This window comes from Candidatus Methylobacter oryzae (genome assembly GCF_003994235.2).
Taxonomy (GTDB): Bacteria; Pseudomonadota; Gammaproteobacteria; order Methylococcales; family Methylomonadaceae; genus Methylobacter_A; species Methylobacter_A oryzae.
Genome location: NZ_RYFG02000121.1, coordinates 87718 through 107700 on the forward strand (window position 1 = coordinate 87718; position 19983 = coordinate 107700).

Genomic DNA, 19983 nt, shown 5'->3' on the forward strand with positions numbered 1-19983 from the left:
GCAGTTTTTTAGGGGCATAATGAATATCTCTTACTTAGCGGCGTGATGGGCGATTATTTTGTCCGCCAATGTCTGCCAATGGGGCAAGCGATCAAGTTTGTTGATGCGTTGCAGGTATTCGGTATCCAGGGTTATCTCAAACAGTCGGGCACAGTCCGATTTTGCCGGGGGTTTTAATAGACAGGCCGCGATATGCACGGCGGTCAGCGCATTGACGCCGTCGTAGCCGGTATCGCTAGGCGAGTTTTGCAACAGGATGGCTTCGATAATGCGTGGAGGAATTTTCCATAGACTCAATACATAAGCTGCCGCTTCCGAGCGCGTAAAACCGAAAATAGCCGTTTCCAGTGCGGCAGTGGGGGTGTCGGTGTTTTTAAGCCGTTCGATCAAGGTCTTAAGCTTATCGCCGCCGCGCGACATGAAGATCAGCAAGCCCATGTTGTGCAGTAATCCGCCTAGATAAGCTTGATCGGGCCGGTCTTCCTGTTGGCCTTCGGAAAGCGCTATCTGTCGCGCCAGTTCGGAAACGCGGCCGGAATCTTGCCAGAGACACTCCATATAATGCGCTATTTCAGGATCATTGATCGAAAATGAGGTTTTAACATGTACCGACAGTACCAGGCTGCTAAGCTTTTTGAGTCCTATCAGATTGATTGCGTCGGTCAGGCTGGAGACAATCCGGTTTAAACCAAAATAAGGCGAGTTGACCAGTTGCAGCAATTTGGCGGACAGCACCATGTCGCTGGCAAAAATATTGGCAATATCTTGAGTCGTGGTGTTCTCGTCTGCTATGGCTTTGTTCAGTTCCTGATAGATTCTCGGCAGGCTGGGCAGCTGATTGGCATCGCCAACCCCGGCGACGATACGCGGATTTCGTAAGCAGGTTTGAATTTTGAAAACTTGGGAGATAACTTCGCGGAGAGTTTCCGCGCTGCAAGGCTTGCTGAGGTATTGATGAGCGACTTCCAGGCCGTTTTTTAAACTTTCTTCGTCGGCATCGCCGCTGAGTATCATTCGCACAGTCGCTGGATAATGTTCGCTGACTATGTTCAGCAATTTATCGCCGCGCATTCCCGGCATCATCATGTCGCTGACGATCAAGTCAATCGGTTGCTGAGCCATCAATTGCAGCGCTTGAGCGCCGTTGCCGGCAAAAAATAGCTGCCATTGCTCCCGATAAGGACGTAATTGGCGTTGGATACCGCTAATTACGTTTTCGTTATCGTCGACGAACAGAATATTCTTTTTGTTCATGAACTTTATTTTGATGATTTAGTCTGCGAGCCGAACCGGCAACTGGATATGAAATGTCGTACCGATTCCTGCGTTAGATTCAAAAAATAATTTACCGCGATGTTTTTCAACAATAATGCTGTGGGACAAGCTTAAGCCCTGGCCGGTGCCTTTGCCCACTTCTTTGGTGGTGAAAAACAGGTTAAAAACTTTCTCTTGAATCTCCTCCGGAATGCCGGCGCCGTTATCCTGGACCAGAATTTCAACCATGTTGCCCTGCTTGCGGGTGGCTATCCTGATCAGGCCCATGCCGGCCTTTTTTTCTTCAATTGCATGGGCGGCATTGATGATCAAGTTAAGAAACACTTGGTTGAGCTCGCTGGCATAACATTCGATAGTGGCGACGTCGGGACTAAAGTCGGTTTCAATTTCAGCAATGTATTTGTAGCCGTTACGGCTGATGGTCAGCGCGCTTTTCAGCGCTTCGTGCAGGTCGATAGTCTGTTTATGCTGACCTTGTTCGATATGCGAAAAAGCTTTCATCGCTTTAACAATTTCCGCGACGCGCTCAACGCCTTCCTTAGCTTGCCGGATGGCTTTGGGGCTGTCTTCAAGGATAAATGCCATATCGTATTTGTCTTGCAGCGCATCCAGTTCAGGCTTTCGTGACTGATCAACCAGATCGCGCAGGGCGTTTTGATAATCGATGATGTCGATAAAGTTATCGTGCAATGCGGAAAGATTGTCGCCGATGTATTGGATCGGGGTATTGATTTCATGGGCAACACCCGAAGCTAATTGACCGATGGCTTCCAGTTTTTGCGCCTGGCCCAGCTGGGCTTGCAAGGCTCTGGTTTCGCTGATGTCGTCGATTAAACCGGAAAAAAACAATTCGCCGTCAAGTTCCATCGGGTTAACGCGAAGCAGGACCGGAAAAATTTCGCCGTTTTTACGTTGCGCTTCCACTTCCCGGCGATTGCCGAGTATATTGGCTTTTTTAGTTTCCAGATAACGTTGTAAATAAAGGTCATGTTGCGCAGCGACTGCCGCCGGCATTAGGCAGTTGATGTTTTTGCCGATGATTTCACTGGCGGCGTAACCGAAAATCCGTTCGGCCGCATGGTTAAAACTTAGTATTGCACCGGTTTTGTCTATGCTGACGATTGCACTGGCAGCGGTATCCAAAATAGTATTAAGCTGAGTGCTGTGTTGCTCCAGACTGTCCATTTTTTGCTTCAGCAGCCAGCTGGTTTTACCGCTAAAATTGCCGAAACATCCCAATATCAGAGGTGCGGTCCAAACAATCAGTAAATCGTAATGAAGATGGTGCAGTGCGGCGATATTGCCCCAGCTAAAGGCCATCTTATCGTGCCAAAGTAAAAGCAGGATGGTACTAATCGGGAACAAAAATCCAAATAATGTTGCAAGAATAGTGGGCAATCGAACCGGATAACGCAGCCAAAGTTTGCTCATGGCCGAGGCTCTTGTATAGAAAATCGAATGTAATGCAGCGGGTGTTTGTTTATCACGAATTTATCTAAAGCCTGCAAGGAGTGGAAGATTTCCGCCCACGACAAAAAGCTCTAAAGCAACGTAGCTCTTTGTCGTGGGCGGTTTCGCTTTATTAAGCCGCTTCTTTTTTTAGACGCATCAGCGCCAGGCCGACTTCACCGGATATTGTAGAGAAAGGTGAACTGCCACCCAGCATTGCCTCCGCTTCGTCAAACTTCCTCGCATTAATGGAGGTTGCTATTTTGCCGGCTTCAATATGAAAAGCGGCATGCTTATTCAAGGTCATTGCATAGCTCGGTAAAGTGCCGCATTGCGTTTTACCTTCCCCGTGCAGCCATTTGCCGAGTTCGCAGCAATTGTCCTTGCCAATCGTCAGGGCATCCATTTGTTCTTGTTTGGCGATGGCCGTACGGAATTTAACTTTCCATTCCATGTGTTTTTGAATTGCAGTATCTAAGTTCATAATTTTTCTTTTTATTAAGGTGCTATAGGGTTGATGTGTATTAACGCAAGCAGTGCTTGGTGATGTCGTTTTTAATATATGGGATATGGTTTTTAGAATTCCTCCCAGTCGTCGTTACTGTCTATTGCCGATTTAGTTGATAGTAATGCCTGAGAGACTGTCGCTGTTTTGGCGGCGGCTTTTATTGGCACTGCCGGTGTTTTACCATGTTTAAATGTTTTAATAGAATCGTCTGTTTCGTTTGAATTGACTTTAAAAAAGCTAACCAATTTAGCCATATTAGTGGACTGTTCGCTCATTGAGATACCGCCCGCTGCGGCTTGTTCCGCCAACGCCGCATTTTGTTGAGTAATGTCGTCCATTTGAGAAATCGCTTGATTGACCTGGCCAATACCCGCTGATTGTTCAGCGCTGGCGCTGGCAATGTGCGAAATAATGTCACCGACTTTCTCAACGTTATCAACAATCTCGATTAGCGTTGTGCCTGTTTCATTGACAAACGCTGTTCCGGCGCGAACTTTTTCCACACTGTTTTGGATCAGGTCGCTACTTTGTTTGGCGGCATTTGCGCTACGTTGGGCCAGGTTGCGCACTTCGGTCGCGACTACCGCAAATCCACGTCCATGATCTCCCGCTCTGGCCGCTTCTACTGCTGCGTTTAAAGCCAAAAGATTGGTTTGGAAGGCGATTTCATCAATCACGCCGATAATTTCAGCAATATTATTGCTGCTGACATTAATTTCCTGCATTGCAGCGATAGCCGATTTAACAATTTCGCCGCCTTTTTGAGCGACTTGAATTGCAGAATGAATCGCCTCGGTTGCTTGAACCGTCTGTTGGCTATTGTTCTTTACCGTGCTGGAGAGTTCTTCCATGCTGGCAGCCGTTTCTTCAAGGCTGGCCGCTTGTTGCTCGGCGCGACTGGAAAGATCATTGTTACCCGCTGCCATTTCCTGTGATGAACTCTCTATGAAATTAGCGGCATTTTTGATTTGAATTATAAAATCGCTCAGCTTTGCCAGAGTGTCGTTGATATTATCCTTACATTCATCGTAAATGCCCTCGTAGTGATGAGTAATAGCGCAAGCTAAATCGCCTTCAGCCATTCTTTCCATGACGCTATTGACGTCATTAAATACACTTTCTATGACATCCGATAATTCATTAATTCCAGCCGACAGCATTTTTGCAATGCCTTCTTTATTATCCATACTAATTCGCGTACTCAGATCGCCCACTTTGATGGCCTGCACTAATTGTTCAATCTCTTGTTCAATTAACACATCGGCTGTTCTGTTTTGCCACTCCGCGATAAAACCGAGGTTCTCGCCCTCCTGGTTAATAACCGGGCTGGCAATAACATGCATGTGTTGATCCGCAACGACCATTTGGGCGTTATAAGGTTTTGTTAAGTTGTTTAGGAGACGGCGTTGGTGGGCAGGATCAGTGTGATATAAATCGATACTGGAGCCCAGTAATTTATCGGCATTGAAATTCGGCAACTGTTTACGGATGGCGTTTTCCGCTTTCTTGAACATTTCCCGAATACTGTCGTTCGCGTAAATAATTTCAAGGTTGGTATCCGCGACCATAATACCGGCGTGAACATGATCGAGCGCCTCAGTCAAGCGCATGGCCTTTGATGCGTCTTCCCTGGATTGCGTCAAATCGTATCGTAACGTCATTTCCATCGAATACAAGGCGCGCTGGAAATCACCGATTAGATCGTTCCTGCTTAAGTCCGGCGCTTTGCCAAACTTTTTCTCGGCCAAACGATAAAATGTACCGATTGTTTTATTTAACAATCGGCTGAAAGTCTTGGCTACATTGAAATCTATTGCTGATGCCGCGATTGAGGACGCTAAAACGCCGGCTAAAAGCGGATAATCCTGCGCTAAAAATAATTGATACATCAAATAGAAGGCAGGAACCAAGTGCATTGCCGATGCAAAGGTTATTTTCTTACTGACATCCATTTCCTTGATCGATTTGGCTGCTGCCGCTAACCCGGAGGGGCGCATGGTTGCCTTATTGGCGTTAAGCTGTTTGTGAAATTGTTCTGCTTTTTCAATCTCTTTGCGACTTGGAACACGGCGAACGGAAAGATATTCATGAACCTGCCCGTTTTTAAATACAGGCATCGCATTCGCTTCCAGCCAGTAATAATCGCCGGACTTGGTCCTGTTTTTTACTAGTCCTTGCCAGGGTCTAAGTTCTTGTAAGGTTAACCATAAATCCTCAAAAACCGCCTGAGGCATATCCGGATGCCGGACAATATTGTGCTCTGATCCTATCAATTCCTCGCGGGTAAACCCGCTAGCTTTAACAAACTCATCGTTGGCGTAAGTAATAACGCCTTTTAAATCTGTACGCGTGGCTAACAACAAACCTTCTTTGATGAATATTTCTTGGTTAGTGACAGGCATATTAATCTTCATAATCTACGATCCCATTTATAAATCAGCGGATATGTAAATCTTTTACAATAATTACGTATTAAGTATTTAATGAAGGGAGCCGGATTTTGTTTGTAGTAATGCTGTATGATTCCCCCGCTAAGGCTCACTTCCACAATTTGCTTCTCGATAGACATAAAGCTAGCGTGACTAGTTTCAGAAAGGTAGAACAACGGGGAATTCAGTTGTTTCAGCGGAATAGCCATGAAACTGACCGGAGGAAGTCTGCCTGAACGATGAATAGTATTCACGCTAATGCCGATGAATAATGAGCGCGGGTTGCTATAAATAAATAGCAAAGCACTAAAGCAATATCACTCGGATTTTGGCGACGGTGATCTGAAAAGAAAATAACAAGTTGCCTGAACACGCGTTTCTCCTGCCGATTGGGCATTCTTCGTCAATTCCCGCTGATAGAAGTCAAATATTGCGGGTAGCTTAACAAGGCGTGTTCTGGGCCTCATGAATCCGGCGCCGGGGTCGGGGGCAAGCCGGATATAATGCGTTGTAATTTATATCTTACATTCGCTTTAAAATCAAAATATTTTCAACCCCGAGTTCAGAAAGCTCTGAACACGGCAGTTAAAATTAATTTTAACTTACAATATAAGGACGGCTGGATAGCCGTAAGCTATTTGTTTAAACAAGGGAAGAGAGCTTCCGGATCCATCATTACAATTCCAACTTCTAACCCACCAGAAGGAACCTCCGCATGAAAATAATTTCCTGGAATGTCAACGGCGTTCGTGCCGTGCAAAGCAAAGGTTTTGCCGAAACGCTCGCGCTGCTCGACGCCGACTGCATTTTGTTGCAGGAAACCAAGGCCCAGGCCGACCAAATCGACAAGGCGCTGGAGGGCATCGACGGCTACCGGATTTATTCCAATTGCGCCGAGCGCAAGGGCTATTCCGGCGTGACGATTCTGTCCCGGAAAGAGCCGTTGCAAGTCATCTGCGATATCGGCATTGCCGAGCATGATTCGGAAGGGCGCGTGATCGTTGCCGAATTCGAGAATTTTTTCCTGCTCGACGTTTATGTGCCGAATTCCGGCGAGGCCTTGGGGCGGTTGGATTACCGCCAAACTTGGGATCGCGAATTCCTGGCTTATTGCCAAAAATTGCAAAGCCAAAAACCGCTGATTGCCTGCGGCGATTTTAATGTCGCGCACCGGGAAATCGATATTGCCCGCCCGAAGCCGAACTACAATAAATCGTCCGGCTACACCCAGGTTGAAATCGACGGCTTCAGCCGTTTTCTCGATGCCGGATTGGTCGATACGTTCCGGCATTTTTATCCGGATAGCGTCGCTTACAGTTGGTGGAGTTTCCGCGCCGGAGCCCGAGCCAAGAACATCGGCTGGCGGATCGATTACGTGTTGACCAGCGAAGCGATTGTCGACAAGGTCAAACAGGCTTTTATCCTGCCCGAAATCATGGGTTCGGATCATTGCCCGGTCGGCATCGAGATCGATCTTTAACGACGGTTAGGTCATTTCCATGAAAAAACACATTCTAGTCAAATATATTTTCTTACCACGAAGACACGAAGTAAAACATAAACTCCGTGTCTTCGCGGTAAATAAAAAAATCGGATATGCAGAGTTTAAATGATGGCTATGCGTGAACAAATGATGAGGACACACCGGACCGCATTATTCAATTGCAGCAAATGTCCGGAAATGATCGGTCCTGTCGTCAGCGGCAGCCCGGTGCTATCGAAGATTTTACTGATCGGCCAAGCGCCCGGCGATAAGGAAGGCGGATTCGGCAAGCCGTTTGCCTGGACGGCCGGCAAAACGATGTTTAAATGGTTCGAGCGCATCGGGATTGATGAGGAAAATTTCCGTCAGCGTGTTTACATGGCTGCGGTGTGTCGCTGTTTTCCGGGTAAAAATCCGAAAGGCGGCGATCGTGTGCCGAGTCCGGATGAAATCGATAATTGTGCAGGTTGGCTGCAAGCCGAGGTCGATTTGCTTAAACCCGATTTGATCCTGCCGGTCGGCAAGCTGGCGATAGTCCAATTGATGCCGGTCAAAAAGCTCGACGAGGTGATCGGTAAACTGCATCCGGTTACTTTTCACGGTCATCATACAGAAGCGATTCCGTTGCCGCATCCGTCCGGTGCGTCGACTTGGCATCGTAAAGAGCCGGGGATTACATTGCTGGAATCGGCATTGACGATTCTGCAACAGCATCCGTCCTGGCAGCAGCTTTGCCAAGACGGCATATCGGATGTTGTGTAGGTTGGTGCCGGCGCCAACTATTCGGGGCAAGTGTTTCGGAAGCTGAGCTTCCCGCACTGCGTTTCCAAGCTGGAGCTTGGGAACGAGCGGATCATGAGGACAGACCTTCCAGGTTTTGAAAACCTGGAAGGTCTACTCGCGGAATTGTGTGTAACGATGAGAGAGGGAGTTTGGGAAAGAGTTTACTACGCTGTAGGGCGTGCCGTGCATGCTTTTTCAATCTAGGCAACGGCGCGCACGGTACGCCCTACGCAGAATTTAAACTCTCAACAACGCCTTAGCCATTTTTTCGGAAAGCTGCTCTTCAACGAATTGCGGTTCGTTGGGCGGATAAAGTTCCACTTCATCCAATTCAAAATTATATTCTTTGCCTAATGCAATCAGTTCCCTGATTTTTTGTACGGCTAACAGTTTCTCTTTTAATTCGCTATCTGTTTTTGCCAGTTCAGAGAATGCTTTTATTTGTGCAATTGACATTGTGTTGACTCCTTTTGTTGAAAATTACTGCATTACAAAGCAGTTGGAAATTTGCAACTACTTATCTCCTAGAGCACCGGTACCCAAGATCGGCGCCTGATCAACACCGGTAAAAAAATCCGTGTAAATCCGTCCAATCCGCGTCATCCGTGTTCCAATAAAGTAGTTACGGGAATTTAGTATCTGCTACACGCTATAAGGCGTATCAATCCAGTCTTTAAGCACCGCAACGTCGCGCTCGGGCAGGTAAGAAAAATCTCCGCTGATATCTTTATAAACCGCTACGCCGCAGTTCGGCGAAACCAGTTTGCCTTTGACCATATAGAAAAACCAGGCAAACGGGTAACCGGCTTGTCTATCGAAACGGGTCAGCAGGTTATGCAGCGGCGTGCCTTTCTTGCCGCTAATGTCTTCCATTTGCGGTACGTTTTTTTGCAGGGTATTGATCAGTTCCACGTTGATGATTTGTTCGCCGAAACGGCCGGTGTGCCTGAATGGACGAACAATCCAGTCGTCGGAAAGCACGGCTTTTTGCTGCGCGCTGCTGCGGTTCCAGTCGTCCATGAAGCGCTGCACGGGATGTTCGCTGACATGGTATTTATTGATTTCATCCATGAAAACCGCCACGTCAGTTTTACGTCGATAAGAATAACGCGACGTTCCAATACCGAATGTTTCTATGCATTCCGGGTCCAGTGGATCAATAAATTCTTCCAGATCCTCCGGCGGATAATCGCCGTTAACAAGCAGCCGGTCCGACATTTCATGGGTTTTATCGATGTCGATCTGGATGAATTGTTCCGCTTTGGCGCCGGTTTGGATAACAAAATAAAGGGTGTTGCCGATTTGCCGGGTGGCGATGAATTGCTGCTCTCGCGCATGATCGATCAATGTTTGTAAATTCTTGCCGCATTCGATGTAGGTGCGTTCGGTCCATTCGATCAAATTATTGGCGATGCGTTTGCCGTCCATATCGACAATGCCGCCCAGCCGGTACCATTCTTCGCCGGTTTTGGCCAAGCGAATCGGATAGCCGGGGTTCAGCGCTTGAAGTTTGGAAAGTAATAGTTCGTCGTCCTGGTCGGGCAGGGTGTGCTTGCAGATTTTTGCAAGCTGTTGTCCGTCAAGCCGAAAAGGTTGGTCAGTCATACGCTGCTCCCGGTTTCTCGGTGTTATGAGAGTGTATATTTAATCGATCCTGCACCAGCGCCCTGACATCGGGTTCGGGATCGTCAAGCAGACAGGCCAATGCTTCGGGCACGACGCGTTGGGCAGCGGTGTAACGTACGACCCAATCGGCGTCTTTCAGCATGACCGCCGCATCGACCGGGTCCATGCGCTCGGCGACGATGCGCCTGACTTCGGGCGCGCAGTCGTCGATCATTAAGCCCAGGCTGACTTCGGGCAGTCGTTCGGCGACGATTTTCCGTACTTGCAGGTCTTCGTCGCGAATGAAGCGGAACAGGCGGCCTTTCGGCAGCCTTTTGGCTATCGTCAGCCTGACGATATAGTCTTTGTCGCCGGCCATTTTTTCCAGGTCTTCAGGCGGCAGACGGTCGGCAACGGTCATCCGCACTTCCCGGTCGGTATCGTCGATTAACAGGTGTAACTGCGACGGCGATATCCGATAGGCGACCGCGCGCCTGACTACTTCGTCTTCGTCGTCGATCAGCTCGGCAAGCGCTTTTTGCGGCGCGTAACGAACCGCAATCGCGCGCCTTTCCCAAAAGCGGTCGTGCAGGTATTGCTCGGCGTAAGCGGGATTAACACGGAAAAAGCGGTCGATCTGGCGGCCGCTTTCGACGAACACGCAGGTGTCGCCGGGCATGCAGCGCCCCATCAGCAGCGTTTTGCCGCGAAACGGACAAAGGCTGCAATCGGCAAACGGAACGCTGACAGGGCTTTTATGATCGGACATGGGAACTTCCGATTAGTCAGGGATGATTTCTGCAACGACAATGCCGGTTGCAATATCAAAATCAGTGGTCAGGCACAGGCAATGTTCGCGCCCGTCGATTAAGTAAAGATTGAAATCTTTATGCTCAAAAACCGGCGTGTTATTGGGCAGGTCGTCGTCCATGCAGTAAGTGAAATGGATCGGTTGATATTGCTGTCTGAGTTCTGAGACAGTGTCATCGCCCAGCCCCATCGTTTCTATTTTTGCGGTGATCGCGTTGATTTGTTCGCTGGTAATCATCCTGTCGCCTCCCGCTCAAACCTGAACCGGTCGTTTGCTTCAATACCGATGACTTTAGCCAGCCACGGGGGCGGCGTCCCGGCAATAACGCTTTGCAGTTGTCCGATCACTTCGTTGACAGAATCGACACCGGGAAGTTTGATCGGATGGATGCCCAATTTGACGATCTTTGCCGCCGCGGGACCGCCGACCGAGGCGATATAAAGCACTTGGCAATCCCGGATCAGTTCGGCTCGGAATACGTTCTTATCGTCGATTTCAAGATCGTCCGGAATATCGGTAGTGCGCACGTCGATTAACCGGGCTTCATCGGCGGAAACCTGGTAAATCATGAATTGGCTGCAAGAGCCGAAATGACCGTCAACGTTGATGCCGTCGTTGCTGGCGCAAGCGATGCGGACCGAGCCGGGCATGTCGCCGTCAACATAAGCTTGCTGCTTGGGGACGTTAAAACCGGATTTAAGAATGCTTAAAGCGTGAGTCAACAGCGGTTCGTCGACATCGATAAACTCACCGGCTTTAGCGGTTTTAAGGGTATTAAGGTTAATGCCGGCAATTTTTTCTTCGGTGATAGGAAGGCCGATGCAATCAGTCAAGACTGAAAGCAGGCGTTTGGCATCGGTATCGGGCAAGGCGCGAGCGGCCAGCCCGATACGTAAAGCCAGTTCTCGCGAGAGTGCAGCCTGGCTGTTCATTGGCTTATGCCTCTAAAGGCAAAATGCAGTTATCGATAGGACATACTTTGACGCATTGAGGAACGTCAAAATCCCCTTCGCATTCGGTACAGGTTTTTTTGTCGATTTTAAAAACGACAGCTCCTTCGCTGATTGAATTAGTCGGGCAGACCGGTTCGCAGTCGCCGCATGAAATACAATCCGCTTCAACAATATATAAGGCCATGGTTATTCTCCTAATCTAAACGTTTTGCGCGCAAGGTGACGGGGAAATCCGGTTGTTCGTCCAGCGGTTCGAAATAATATTTCGAGCCGTCGCTGAGCAGAACTTCGCCGCCCCATTTGTCGGGACTGTCGAATTCAACGGATTCCGCGACTTCTTCCAAATCTTTTTTCGGTACGTAGAAGACTAATTTGCCTTCTGCATTTTTTTTCAACATGACACTAGGCATTTTCTTCTCCGATTGTTCGTCCGCAAGCTCCCGCTTGGGAACGCAGTTGATACACTGATTGATTCGCCACGAAGACACGAAGAAAACAAGGTAAGTTTCTCGTTCCCACGCGCTGCCTGGGAACGAGGAATATTGCTAAACGTTAAGGACGGGGTTGCAAACCCCGTCCCGCTTGATTTAAAGCCTTCGTGTCTTCATGGTGAAATCTTCTAACTTAACGAATCAAATCGTAGTTATAGTCGGTTGTACCCATGCCGCGGGTGTCTTTATCCAACTGCTCCAGCACTGCATTAACCAGGGTAGTCAGCATATACATCGCGCCTTCGTAACCCAGCGTTGTCATTCTGTGCAGGTGGTGTCTGTCAAAGATTGGAAAACCGATGCGGATCAACGGCACTTCAAACTCTTCACCTTTGTACAAGGTGTCGCGTTGGATGAACTTGCCGTAAGAATTGCCGATCATGAAGTCCGGTTTGTTGGTGAATACCAGTGAACGGAAATGCCATAAATCGCGGCCGATATGGACTTCGGTTTTTTGTCCGTATGGCGAATCTTTGCATATTTTGTCCATGGCTTTTTTCCAACGTTTGTTGGCATGGTTGCACAATACGTCGGTCGGCTCGGCGCCTACTTCCAACAGGAATTTCGTCATGCCCATAACAAAATCCGCATCGCCGTACAACGCAAACTTTTTACCGTGCAGCCAAGCGTGCGAGTCGGTCATCATGTCGACCAAGCGGCCGCGTTCCAGTTCCAACGAAGCAGGAATCGGTTTGCCGGTCAGTTCGGAGACTTTCATCAGGAACTCGTCGGTCCATTCCAGGCCCATTGGGATGTTGATTGCGGTAGCCGGCTGGTGCCAGATGCTTTGTACATACTTTTTGGTTTTTTCCAATTGCCAAGGTTGCAGCAATAAAGTATCGATTGCATTAGGCGAGTCTTTCAGTTCGGCTTGGGTCGTGCCGCCGGCATACAGGCGGAACGAGCCGTCGGCAGGCGTATCCAAAACTTCGGAAGGATCGCTTAATAACGAATAATCGACGCCCATTTCTTTCATCATGCGATGCATGACGCGGAAGTTGCCCAGGTAAGTTTCAAAGCCCGGAACCAGGTTGATCTTGCCGTTGGAACCGACTTTTTTGCCGTCCATTTCGTTCAGCGTGAAATACTTGATCATGCCTTCGAACATATTGTCCCAGCCGGTGGTATGGCTGCCGACAAAGCTTGGGGTATGCGCAAAAGGCGTTGGAAAGTCTTGCTCGACATGTCCGGCTTTTTTCGCGTTGTTGATGAACGCATTCAAGTCGTCGCCGATAACTTCCGCCATGCAAGTGGTTGATACGGCGATGATGTCGGGCTTGTACAAGGCTTTGGCGTTTTCCAAGCCGGCCATCATGTTCTTTTGGCCGCCGAATACCGCCGCGTCTTCAGTCATCGAGTCGGAAACGCAAGCCACAGGCTCTTTGAAATGGCGGTTGAAATAAGAACGGAAATAAGCGACGCAACCTTGCGAACCATGAACATAAGGCATGGTTTTTTCGAAACCCAATGCACAGAGCACAGCGCCTAACGGTTGGCAGGCTTTAGCGGGGTTTACGGTTAACGCTTCGCGGTTGAAATTGACTTCTTGGTATTCCTTGGTTGTTGTCCATTGGAACACTTCGTCGATTTTTTCCTGCGGGTGACGCTCTTCATAGGCTTCACGTTTATTGGCGAGGTTTTCCTTGTATTCGTCGTTGCGGAATAAAGGATAACTCGGTTGTATGTTTTCGACTTCTTGACTCATGATAATCTCCTACGCGCCACTAATCTGTGGACGACGGTTGAAGGAGTAGGAACGGCTCTGAGGGGGAGGGGCCGTTCCTACACAAAATTAAGCGCTTGCAGCGACCGCTACGTCTGAACTCTCAGCTGTTTTCCAAGGTGCTTTAACTTGTTTCCAGCATGGGTTGTTCAAGGTCATGTCCATATCGCGGGCGAAGATCGCAAAGCCGTCATAGCCGTGATAGGGGCCTGAATAATCCCAAGAGTGCATTTGCCGGAACGGAATACCCATCTTTTGGAAAATGTACTTTTCCTTGATGCCGGAACCGATCAAATCGGGTTTAACCTTCTTAACGAATTCTTCGAATTCGTAGCCGGTCACGTCGTCATAAATCAACGTCGCATTGCCCATTTCTTTGATGGTACGGTCGTAATCGTCGTTGTGGGCGAATTCGTAGCCGGTACCGACCACTTCCATACCTAAGTCTTCATAAGCGCCGATTACATGGCGAGGACGCAAGCCGCCGACATACAACATCACGCGTTTGCCTTGCAGGCGCGGTTTGTATTTGGCGATGACCGCATCGTATTCGGCTTGGTATTTAGCGATAACTTTTTCAGCGCCGGCTTGAATCGTTTCATCGAATAACGCAGCAATTTTACGTAAAGATTCGGCGATTTTGGTAGGGCCGAAGAAGTTGTACTCGATCCAGGGGATCTTGTACTTTTCTTCCATATGCCGGGCGATGTAGTTCATCGAACGATAGCAATGGATCAAGTTCAATTTAACCTTTGGCGTTTTTTCCATTTCCGCAATCGTGCCGTCGCCGGACCATTGCGCAACCACGCGCAAGCCCATTTCTTCGAGTAACGTACGCGAAGCCCAGGCGTCGCCGCCGATGTTGTAATCGCCGATCACTGCGACATCGTAAGGCGTTGTTGCAAAGCTATCGTCGCCGTCGCGGTTTTCCAGAACCCAGTCGCGAATCGCATCGTTAGCAATGTGATGGCCTAACGATTGGGAAACGCCGCGGAAACCTTCGCAACGAACCGGAACGACAGGTTTGCCGATTTCTTTGTTGGCTTTTTTAGCGACTGCTTCAATATCGTCGCCGATCAAGCCGATCGGGCATTCCGATTGGATACTGATGCCTTTGTTTAAAGGGAACAGTTCTTCGATTTCGGTCATGATTTTGGCAAGCTTTTTGTCGCCGCCGAAAACGATGTCTTTTTCAGTGAAATCGGACGTAAAGTTCATCGTGCCGAACGTATTAACGCCGGTTGTGCCGACGTAATAGTTACGGCGGCCGGCGCGCGAATATTGTCCGCAACCGACCGGGCCGTGCGAGATATGAATCATATCTTTAACCGGACCCCAAACCACGCCCTTGGAACCTGCGTAGGCACAACCGCGAATGGTCATTACGCCGGGCTGAGATTTACGGTTTGAAGTAATGCATTTATTCGATTTTTCCAGAGATTGATCGTTGACCGCCAAATGCTTAGCGCGATCTTTCCTTGCTTGTTCGGGATAGACTTCCAGCACTTCTTGGATAAGCGCTTCGGTCTCTTCTTTTGTTAGAGCTGCCATGATTGTCTCCTACTATGCCGTGGGTAATCCCCCAACAGACAGGTTTTAGGATGGAAATCGTAGGGTAGGCAGCGCGTACCATTTTTTGGACTTGCCAAAAGGTACGCGATACGTACCCTACGGTTATTTGGTATTAAGCGCCTGCTTCGGCTGCCGCTGTTACGCCGATAATCGATTCGTCTTCTTGCTCGAGAATACCGAATTCCATCATCAGTTCTTCCAGTTCATCCATAGTGATTGGAGTAGGGATAATGAAGTTCTTGTTATCGCGAATCTTCATCGCCAATTGACGGTATTCGTCGGCTTGTTTTGCAGTGGGTTCATACTCGATAACAGTCATACGGCGGATTTCAGCGCGTTGTACAACGTTGTCGCGCGGTACGAAGTGAATCATAGTAGTGCCGATTTTTGCAGCCAATGCAGAGATCAGTTCGTCTTCGCGAGCCGTGTTGCGAGAGTTGCAAATCAAGCCGGCCAAACGGACACTGCCTGAGTTAGCGTATTTCACGATACCTTTGGCAATGTTGTTGGCCGCATACATCGCCATCATTTCACCCGAACAGACGATGTAAATTTCTTGCGCCTTGTTTTCACGGATTGGCATGGCAAAACCACCACACACAACATCCCCAAGTACATCATAAAAAACGAAGTCAAGTTCATCGTCATAAGCACCTTCTTCTTCTAAGAAGTTAATCGCTGTAATAACACCGCGACCCGCACAACCAACACCGGGCTCCGGACCGCCTGATTCAACGCATTTGATGCCGCCGTATCCGACTTTCAGTACATCTTCGAGTTCTAAATCTTCAACGCTGCCTGCTTCGGCAGCCAAACTCATAATCGTAGTTTGGGCTTTCGCGTGAAGGATTAAACGTGTAGAGTCGGCTTTTGGATCGCAGCCGACGATCATCACTTTGTTGCCTAATTCCGCTAATGCAGAAACCAGGTTTTGAGTTGTAGTAGACTTACCGATTCCACCTTTACCGTATATTGCACATTGACGTAATGCCATGGTCTTCTCCTCTTAATTAGGACGTTGTTGTTAATGACATTAGGGTTAAAGCAATGGCTGTGCCAAGTGTTGTAAATTAGTTTAACTGTATGATTTATAATATAAATATTTTTTGTTGGCGAGGCGGGGTAGCGTTGTCTTTCAAACATTTTGTAATGTTCTGTAAGCTTAGTAACAGTGCGGTTATTCGATATTGTTCGAATAGTCCGTATTTTGCGGTACCTGTTTTAATAAGCGCTCGATTTTTTTGTGTCACAACAGCAAAAAACGCTTATTACAGTTACTAAGTAGTGTTGGCTATCCGGTTAAGATGAAACTTTCATACAAAAATAAGGAAAACAGCTCATGAGAAAATCACATATTTGTTTGTTAGCGGTTTTAACAGTATTTTCTGTTTCTAATGCTTATGCGCATTCACCGGCTAAACATACATCGGTCGGGCATACCGCGGCGCAAAAGTTCGGCAGGGGATTGGCGGGAATGACGACAGGCTTTCTTGAAATACCGGGCAATATTGTTAAGGAAACCCAGGCTAAAGGCGCCGTGGGTTTTCCTATCGGCCTTGCTACCGGTTTGGGAATGACGGTTACGCGCGAACTGGTAGGCGTTTATGAATTTATTTCCGCGCCTTTTCCGGTTCCGTCCGGTTTTCGGCCAATTTTAACTCCTGAGTATCCTTGGGATTATTTTGAGTAATTGATGTTACGCAGTCAGTCGAATTTAGACTTAAGGCGTCGCTAGCGCGACAGTTTATTTGAATCGGGGTCTCGCCCCCGAGGGCGAGTTACTTTCTTTTGCGTCGCCTCGGCAATTGCTCCCTGCGTTGCTCTCGATCGCTGTTCCAGACGCGATTCTACCTCCCCCATCCGTGGGGTCGTACCTCCTGCATCCGTGCAGTCGAAAAGAAAGTAACCAAAGAAAAGGCGGCCCCATGCCGCTTGCTTCCTGCCGCGCCCCTGCGGGCAATTCCCTGGCGAAAGCTCCGGTGCTCGGCGCGGCATAGGGAATTGGTTCCGTGCTACATCCGAGATGTGTATAACGACGAGAGCCGGGGCTTTGGGAGTCAGCGAAATCTAGGGATATTGAGAGCTCTCATTTGGCTCCTTATGTAAAAGGTAAATGTATTAAAGCTTTTATGTTTGTATTAAACGAGGCTACAGAAGAATTGTTATAAACAGAACAAACCGCTAGCGTCATTCAGCAGTAAATCAAGATATGTAAATCTATATTATTCAGTCGGTTAAGTTATTCATTAAAAACTGGAAGAAACTGGATTGAATATTGCTTAAGTACAAAGATACACATACTTAAAATAGGAGTTTGCAATGTCCGATACTGTTTTTTCCGAAATACTCGATGGTTTATACGAAAACAGCGTTGTGCCTTACCTGGGGCCGGGTGCGCTTTTCGATGCAACCAATAAACTAACCGGAGCCCCGATGCCGGCCGACAGCAACAGCCTGATTTTGGCGATGAATAACGGCGTGCCGATGGCGCCCAAACTGATGTACGAGTTTCCGAGGGCGGCGATGAACCAGGAGCTGAAAAAAGGCCGGAATTTTCTGGGCCAGTTCCTGACCAAGCTCTACGGCGAAACCGAATATACGCGCGCCGCAGTACACGACTGGCTGGCCGAATGGCGGCCCGCCTATGTGATCGACATCAACAGGGACACGCAGTTGCAGGATACTTACGCCGACGAAGAACACACTTTAATCGTAGGCGTCGCAAGAATTACCGCCAGCCAATACCGATACAAAATATATCATTTCGACGGCAGCGATTATTTTGAAATCTCCCAGGAACAGGTCGACAAAGAACTGCCGATTTTATTTAAACCGCTGGGTACGCCCAGGCCCGAAGCCAACTATATCGCTTCGGATGCCGATTATGTCGATTACATCACCGAGTTGATGGGCGGCTTTGCGATCCCCGAGTTCCTTAAAGAATACCGCAAGGGCAAGCAATACCTGTTCATCGGCGTGCCGTTAAACAGGGACTCGGAGCGCATGGTCATGAGCGACATTATTTACGGTGCGGCAGAAAAAAAAGGCTGGGTTTTAAATAAAAATCCGACCGACAAAGAAATTCGTTATTGCAAAAAAATAGGCCTGGAAATCCTGGATGTGGATGTCGAAGAGCTGGTCTCTACAGTGCTTGTCTAATGAGCCGGTTCGCCAACCATCGTTTGTTGCTTTACTACAAAGGCGACATCAGCGCGTTGGTGCTGTTCGCCCAGCATAGCAACGGCAGCATTTGTTTTCCAGAGGCATTGCCGGCGTTGTCCAGCGCGTTGGAACCGGAGGAGTTTCAGTCCGGCAAGGTCAGTACCCATCCTGCTACGCTGGTCAACAACATCAACCAACTGTTGCAACTGGACAATGACCTGTTGCGCGTCGAGCCGGAATTTAGCGAGCAAATCGACGCGCCCGGCGGCATTATTACCGTGCATATGGCGCGCTTCATGCTGCTCGATCCGCCGCACAAATTGATGCAAAGCCGGGATTGTCGGATGAGAACCCTGCCGGAACTGCGCGGCAGGCCGCCTGCGGAAATGGAGTTGCTGCGCCGCGCCTATACCAAAGTGATGTAGGTTTACTATGTTTGATTTTATGGACATCGACTACGATGAAGCCTACGAACCCGTGGGAGCGGGGCCTTATATCCCGGATGCCGGGGAATGCATGCGTTGCGGCGTTTGCGTCAGCAGTTGCCCGACTTTCCGGCTGTTCCAGATCGACGAAGAAACCCCGCGCCGGCGCATCCGCACGATCGGCAGGATTCTGGTTGAGAAGCAGCCGGTCAGTGCCGAGGAGCGCAAGCATCTGGATAACTGCCTGCAATGCCGGGCTTGCGAGAGCGTTTGTCCAAGTAGGATGGCTTACGGGCAGTTATTCGATCAGGCACAAGCCGAATTAAAAGTTAAGCCGGGTCTGCTGGCGAAACTGGCTTTCAAACTGATTGAAAACAAACACTGGTTGAGGCGCTTAATGCCGCTGTTGGTTGTTTACCTGAAATCCGGCCTGCAAAAACCGTTACGCTTTAGCGGATTGCTGAAAAAACTGCGTTTGGCGGAGGCCGAAGCCTTGTTGGCTAAACCGGCATTGCGTCCATTGGTCGTTTCTTATCCTGCGAGGGCGGCGAAGCGCGGCCAAGTGGCGTTGTTCACCGGTTGTATCGCCGAGCATTTCGACCGCGAAACTTTACAGGCTGCAATCCAACTGCTGAATGCGATAGGCTACGACGTGCTGGTGCCGCCGCAACAAGGCTGCTGCGGAGCGATACACCAGCACAACGGCCAATCCGCCGCCGCATTGATCGACAATAACATCGCCGTGTTCAACGCGCTGAACGTCGATGCGGTGATCCACACAGCCACCGGTTGCGGCGCGATGCTAAGCGAATATCAAGCCGACGATGACGCCGGGCAACGGTTTCGGCAGCGCTTGTGCGACATCAACGAATTTTTGCTGCAACATTGGCCGGACGAACTGCAATTGACGGCATCCGGGTTGAAAGTCGCGGTGCATGAGCCGTGCAGCCAGCGCAACGTACTGAAAAACCAGCAAGCCGTTTATGCGTTGCTGGAAAAAATTCCCGGTTTAAGCATTGCCGCGCTGGCCGATAATCACATCTGCTGCGGTGCAGGCGGCAGCTACATGCTGACTCATCCCGACAATGCCGGGCAGTTGCGCGATTTGAAACGGCGGGCGATCGGCGATTCCGAAGCGGATTTGGTGGTTAGCGCTAATTTCGGTTGTGCGGTTTATTTGAACGCCGGCGGGGGCAGGGTGGAGCATCCGTTGCAGTTGCTGGCTAGGCTGTTGCCTGTGAATATGTAGAGGCTATAGCCTCTACACAGCCTGTCGTTCTTTGCAATGAAGAATCGGTCTGGGTCCGGGATATT

At 49.0% G+C, this 19983-nt stretch carries 20 protein-coding genes; 6 read left to right on the plus strand and 14 right to left on the minus strand.

Going from position 1 to position 19983, the window contains the following annotated elements; translation table 11 throughout:
* Window positions 1-30: 30 nt before the first annotated feature.
* From EKO24_RS21130 to EKO24_RS21145, 4 genes are all read right to left on the minus strand, one after another.
* A complete protein-coding gene (locus EKO24_RS21130) occupies window positions 31-1254 on the minus strand; it encodes a response regulator (RefSeq protein ID WP_127029535.1) in 1224 nt (407 codons plus the stop codon).
* 18 nt (window positions 1255-1272) lie between these two features.
* A complete protein-coding gene (locus tag EKO24_RS21135; RefSeq protein ID WP_127029534.1) occupies window positions 1273-2706 on the minus strand; it encodes a two-component system sensor histidine kinase NtrB in 1434 nt (477 codons plus the stop codon).
* Window positions 2707-2857: 151 nt separating this feature from the next.
* Window positions 2858-3208, minus strand: a complete 351-nt coding sequence (locus tag EKO24_RS21140) for a CZB domain-containing protein (RefSeq protein ID WP_127029533.1) — start codon at window positions 3206-3208, stop codon at window positions 2858-2860.
* Window positions 3209-3300: 92 nt separating this feature from the next.
* A complete protein-coding gene (locus EKO24_RS21145; protein ID WP_127029532.1) occupies window positions 3301-5646 on the minus strand; it encodes a methyl-accepting chemotaxis protein in 2346 nt (781 codons plus the stop codon).
* Between the two features lie 730 nt (window positions 5647-6376).
* Between EKO24_RS21145 and EKO24_RS21150 the strand changes: the two genes are divergently transcribed.
* Both EKO24_RS21150 and EKO24_RS21155 read left to right on the plus strand, forming a co-directional pair.
* Entirely contained in the window at window positions 6377-7141 is a 765-nt protein-coding gene (locus EKO24_RS21150) for an exodeoxyribonuclease III (protein ID WP_127029531.1), read from the plus strand.
* A 153-nt stretch (window positions 7142-7294) separates the two neighbouring features.
* Window positions 7295-7906, plus strand: coding sequence for a uracil-DNA glycosylase family protein (locus EKO24_RS21155; RefSeq protein ID WP_127029540.1), 612 nt, complete (start codon window positions 7295-7297; stop codon window positions 7904-7906).
* Between the two features lie 258 nt (window positions 7907-8164).
* Here EKO24_RS21155 and EKO24_RS21160 read toward each other — a convergent pair whose 3' ends face one another.
* The 10 genes from EKO24_RS21160 to nifH form a co-directional block, all read right to left on the minus strand.
* Window positions 8165-8383 carry a Nif11-like leader peptide family natural product precursor gene (locus EKO24_RS21160; protein WP_127029530.1) on the minus strand — a complete coding sequence of 73 codons (219 nt, stop codon included), beginning with the start codon at window positions 8381-8383 and terminating at the stop codon, window positions 8165-8167.
* A 186-nt stretch (window positions 8384-8569) separates the two neighbouring features.
* The gene (locus EKO24_RS21165; RefSeq protein ID WP_127029529.1) at window positions 8570-9532 is read right to left on the minus strand and encodes a hypothetical protein; all 963 of its coding nucleotides are present in this window, start codon (window positions 9530-9532) and stop codon (window positions 8570-8572) included.
* Window positions 9525-10301 carry a 4Fe4S-binding leucine-rich repeat protein gene (locus tag EKO24_RS21170; RefSeq protein WP_127029528.1) on the minus strand — a complete coding sequence of 259 codons (777 nt, stop codon included), beginning with the start codon at window positions 10299-10301 and terminating at the stop codon, window positions 9525-9527. Before EKO24_RS21170 ends, EKO24_RS21165 begins: the two co-directional genes overlap by 8 nt.
* A gap of 12 nt (window positions 10302-10313) precedes the next feature.
* Window positions 10314-10580 carry a DUF6129 family protein gene (locus EKO24_RS21175; protein ID WP_127029527.1) on the minus strand — a complete coding sequence of 89 codons (267 nt, stop codon included), beginning with the start codon at window positions 10578-10580 and terminating at the stop codon, window positions 10314-10316.
* Complete coding sequence (nifX, locus tag EKO24_RS21180; protein WP_127029526.1) at window positions 10577-11275, minus strand: nitrogen fixation protein NifX; 699 nt, start codon at window positions 11273-11275, stop codon at window positions 10577-10579. Before nifX ends, EKO24_RS21175 begins: the two co-directional genes overlap by 4 nt.
* A gap of 4 nt (window positions 11276-11279) precedes the next feature.
* A complete protein-coding gene (locus EKO24_RS21185; protein WP_127029525.1) occupies window positions 11280-11480 on the minus strand; it encodes a 4Fe-4S binding protein in 201 nt (66 codons plus the stop codon).
* Between the two features lie 10 nt (window positions 11481-11490).
* On the minus strand, window positions 11491-11706 hold the full coding sequence (gene nifT, locus EKO24_RS21190; RefSeq protein WP_127029524.1) for a putative nitrogen fixation protein NifT: 216 nt from the start codon (window positions 11704-11706) through the stop codon (window positions 11491-11493).
* 214 nt (window positions 11707-11920) lie between these two features.
* Window positions 11921-13492 (minus strand): nitrogenase molybdenum-iron protein subunit beta, encoded by a 1572-nt coding sequence (gene nifK, locus EKO24_RS21195; RefSeq protein ID WP_127029523.1) that lies wholly within the window; start codon window positions 13490-13492, stop codon window positions 11921-11923.
* 87 nt (window positions 13493-13579) lie between these two features.
* Window positions 13580-15061, minus strand: a complete 1482-nt coding sequence (gene nifD, locus EKO24_RS21200; protein ID WP_127029522.1) for a nitrogenase molybdenum-iron protein alpha chain — start codon at window positions 15059-15061, stop codon at window positions 13580-13582.
* A 133-nt stretch (window positions 15062-15194) separates the two neighbouring features.
* Complete coding sequence (gene nifH / locus EKO24_RS21205; protein ID WP_127029521.1) at window positions 15195-16076, minus strand: nitrogenase iron protein; 882 nt, start codon at window positions 16074-16076, stop codon at window positions 15195-15197.
* Window positions 16077-16421: 345 nt separating this feature from the next.
* Here nifH and EKO24_RS21210 point away from each other — a divergent pair, with 345 nt between their 5' ends.
* The 4 genes from EKO24_RS21210 (at window position 16422) to EKO24_RS21230 (ending at window position 19918) form a co-directional block, all read left to right on the plus strand.
* Window positions 16422-16772, plus strand: coding sequence for an exosortase system-associated protein, TIGR04073 family (locus EKO24_RS21210; RefSeq protein WP_127029520.1), 351 nt, complete (start codon window positions 16422-16424; stop codon window positions 16770-16772).
* A 629-nt stretch (window positions 16773-17401) separates the two neighbouring features.
* Window positions 17402-18241, plus strand: coding sequence for an SIR2 family protein (locus EKO24_RS21220; protein WP_127029519.1), 840 nt, complete (start codon window positions 17402-17404; stop codon window positions 18239-18241).
* Window positions 18241-18669, plus strand: a complete 429-nt coding sequence (locus EKO24_RS21225; RefSeq protein WP_127029518.1) for a hypothetical protein — start codon at window positions 18241-18243, stop codon at window positions 18667-18669. The genes EKO24_RS21220 and EKO24_RS21225 overlap by 1 nt, the downstream gene beginning before the upstream one ends.
* A gap of 7 nt (window positions 18670-18676) precedes the next feature.
* Window positions 18677-19918 carry a (Fe-S)-binding protein gene (locus EKO24_RS21230; RefSeq protein ID WP_127029517.1) on the plus strand — a complete coding sequence of 414 codons (1242 nt, stop codon included), beginning with the start codon at window positions 18677-18679 and terminating at the stop codon, window positions 19916-19918.
* Window positions 19919-19983 lie beyond the last annotated feature (65 nt).

Bases quoted from the DNA above. Each gene is read 5' to 3' on its own strand.
- EKO24_RS21160 (WP_127029530.1), bottom strand. From the start codon at position 8,383: ATGTCAATTGCACAAATAAAAGCATTCTCTGAACTGGCAAAAACAGAT.
- EKO24_RS21155 (WP_127029540.1), top strand. From the start codon at position 7,295: ATGAGGACACACCGGACCGCATTATTCAATTGCAGCAAATGTCCGGAA.
- EKO24_RS21175 (WP_127029527.1), bottom strand. From the start codon at position 10,580: ATGATTACCAGCGAACAAATCAACGCGATCACCGCAAAAATAGAAACG.
- nifK (WP_127029523.1), bottom strand. From the start codon at position 13,492: ATGAGTCAAGAAGTCGAAAACATACAACCGAGTTATCCTTTATTCCGC.
- EKO24_RS21150 (WP_127029531.1), top strand. From the start codon at position 6,377: ATGAAAATAATTTCCTGGAATGTCAACGGCGTTCGTGCCGTGCAAAGC.
- EKO24_RS21145 (WP_127029532.1), bottom strand. From the start codon at position 5,646: ATGAAGATTAATATGCCTGTCACTAACCAAGAAATATTCATCAAAGAA.
- nifX (WP_127029526.1), bottom strand. From the start codon at position 11,275: ATGAACAGCCAGGCTGCACTCTCGCGAGAACTGGCTTTACGTATCGGG.
- EKO24_RS21135 (WP_127029534.1), bottom strand. From the start codon at position 2,706: ATGAGCAAACTTTGGCTGCGTTATCCGGTTCGATTGCCCACTATTCTT.
- EKO24_RS21185 (WP_127029525.1), bottom strand. From the start codon at position 11,480: ATGGCCTTATATATTGTTGAAGCGGATTGTATTTCATGCGGCGACTGC.
- EKO24_RS21210 (WP_127029520.1), top strand. From the start codon at position 16,422: ATGAGAAAATCACATATTTGTTTGTTAGCGGTTTTAACAGTATTTTCT.
- EKO24_RS21130 (WP_127029535.1), bottom strand. From the start codon at position 1,254: ATGAACAAAAAGAATATTCTGTTCGTCGACGATAACGAAAACGTAATT.
- EKO24_RS21165 (WP_127029529.1), bottom strand. From the start codon at position 9,532: ATGACTGACCAACCTTTTCGGCTTGACGGACAACAGCTTGCAAAAATC.
- EKO24_RS21225 (WP_127029518.1), top strand. From the start codon at position 18,241: ATGAGCCGGTTCGCCAACCATCGTTTGTTGCTTTACTACAAAGGCGAC.
- nifT (WP_127029524.1), bottom strand. From the start codon at position 11,706: ATGCCTAGTGTCATGTTGAAAAAAAATGCAGAAGGCAAATTAGTCTTC.
- nifH (WP_127029521.1), bottom strand. From the start codon at position 16,076: ATGGCATTACGTCAATGTGCAATATACGGTAAAGGTGGAATCGGTAAG.
- EKO24_RS21140 (WP_127029533.1), bottom strand. From the start codon at position 3,208: ATGAACTTAGATACTGCAATTCAAAAACACATGGAATGGAAAGTTAAA.
- nifD (WP_127029522.1), bottom strand. From the start codon at position 15,061: ATGGCAGCTCTAACAAAAGAAGAGACCGAAGCGCTTATCCAAGAAGTG.
- EKO24_RS21230 (WP_127029517.1), top strand. From the start codon at position 18,677: ATGTTTGATTTTATGGACATCGACTACGATGAAGCCTACGAACCCGTG.
- EKO24_RS21220 (WP_127029519.1), top strand. From the start codon at position 17,402: ATGTCCGATACTGTTTTTTCCGAAATACTCGATGGTTTATACGAAAAC.
- EKO24_RS21170 (WP_127029528.1), bottom strand. From the start codon at position 10,301: ATGTCCGATCATAAAAGCCCTGTCAGCGTTCCGTTTGCCGATTGCAGC.